The organism is Methylophaga sp. UBA1464 (assembly GCF_002325665.1).
Lineage (GTDB): Bacteria > Pseudomonadota > Gammaproteobacteria > Nitrosococcales > Methylophagaceae > Methylophaga.
In genome coordinates this window covers 21,679-21,947 of the sequence record NZ_DCSO01000077.1, presented here as the reverse complement: position 1 = coordinate 21,947, position 269 = coordinate 21,679, and the positions used below count along the sequence as shown (strand labels likewise).

Genomic DNA, 269 nt, shown 5'->3' with positions numbered 1-269 from the left:
TTTCCACGCCCTCGGCAATCACGGCTAAATCCAGACTTTGTCCCAACGCAATAATAGTACTGACAATGGCTTCATCGTTAATATCTGTCAGCACATCCCGCACAAATGACTGGTCAATCTTCAATTTGTTTAACGGCAGTAATTTTAAATAACTCAATGACGCGTAACCGGTACCGAAGTCATCCAGGGCAAAGCGTAATCCTCGCTGACGTAACATATTCATTCGCTCGATAGTGAGATCAATATCTTCAATCAATAAACTCTCTGTG

The 269-nt window shown here is 42.4% G+C and carries 1 protein-coding gene; it reads right to left on the bottom strand.

Annotation, left to right across the window (positions count from 1 at the left end; all coding sequences use genetic code 11):
- Positions 1 to 269: EAL domain-containing protein (locus B3O33_RS09290; protein WP_292363483.1), on the bottom strand; the 269-nt coding region annotated here is incomplete at both ends.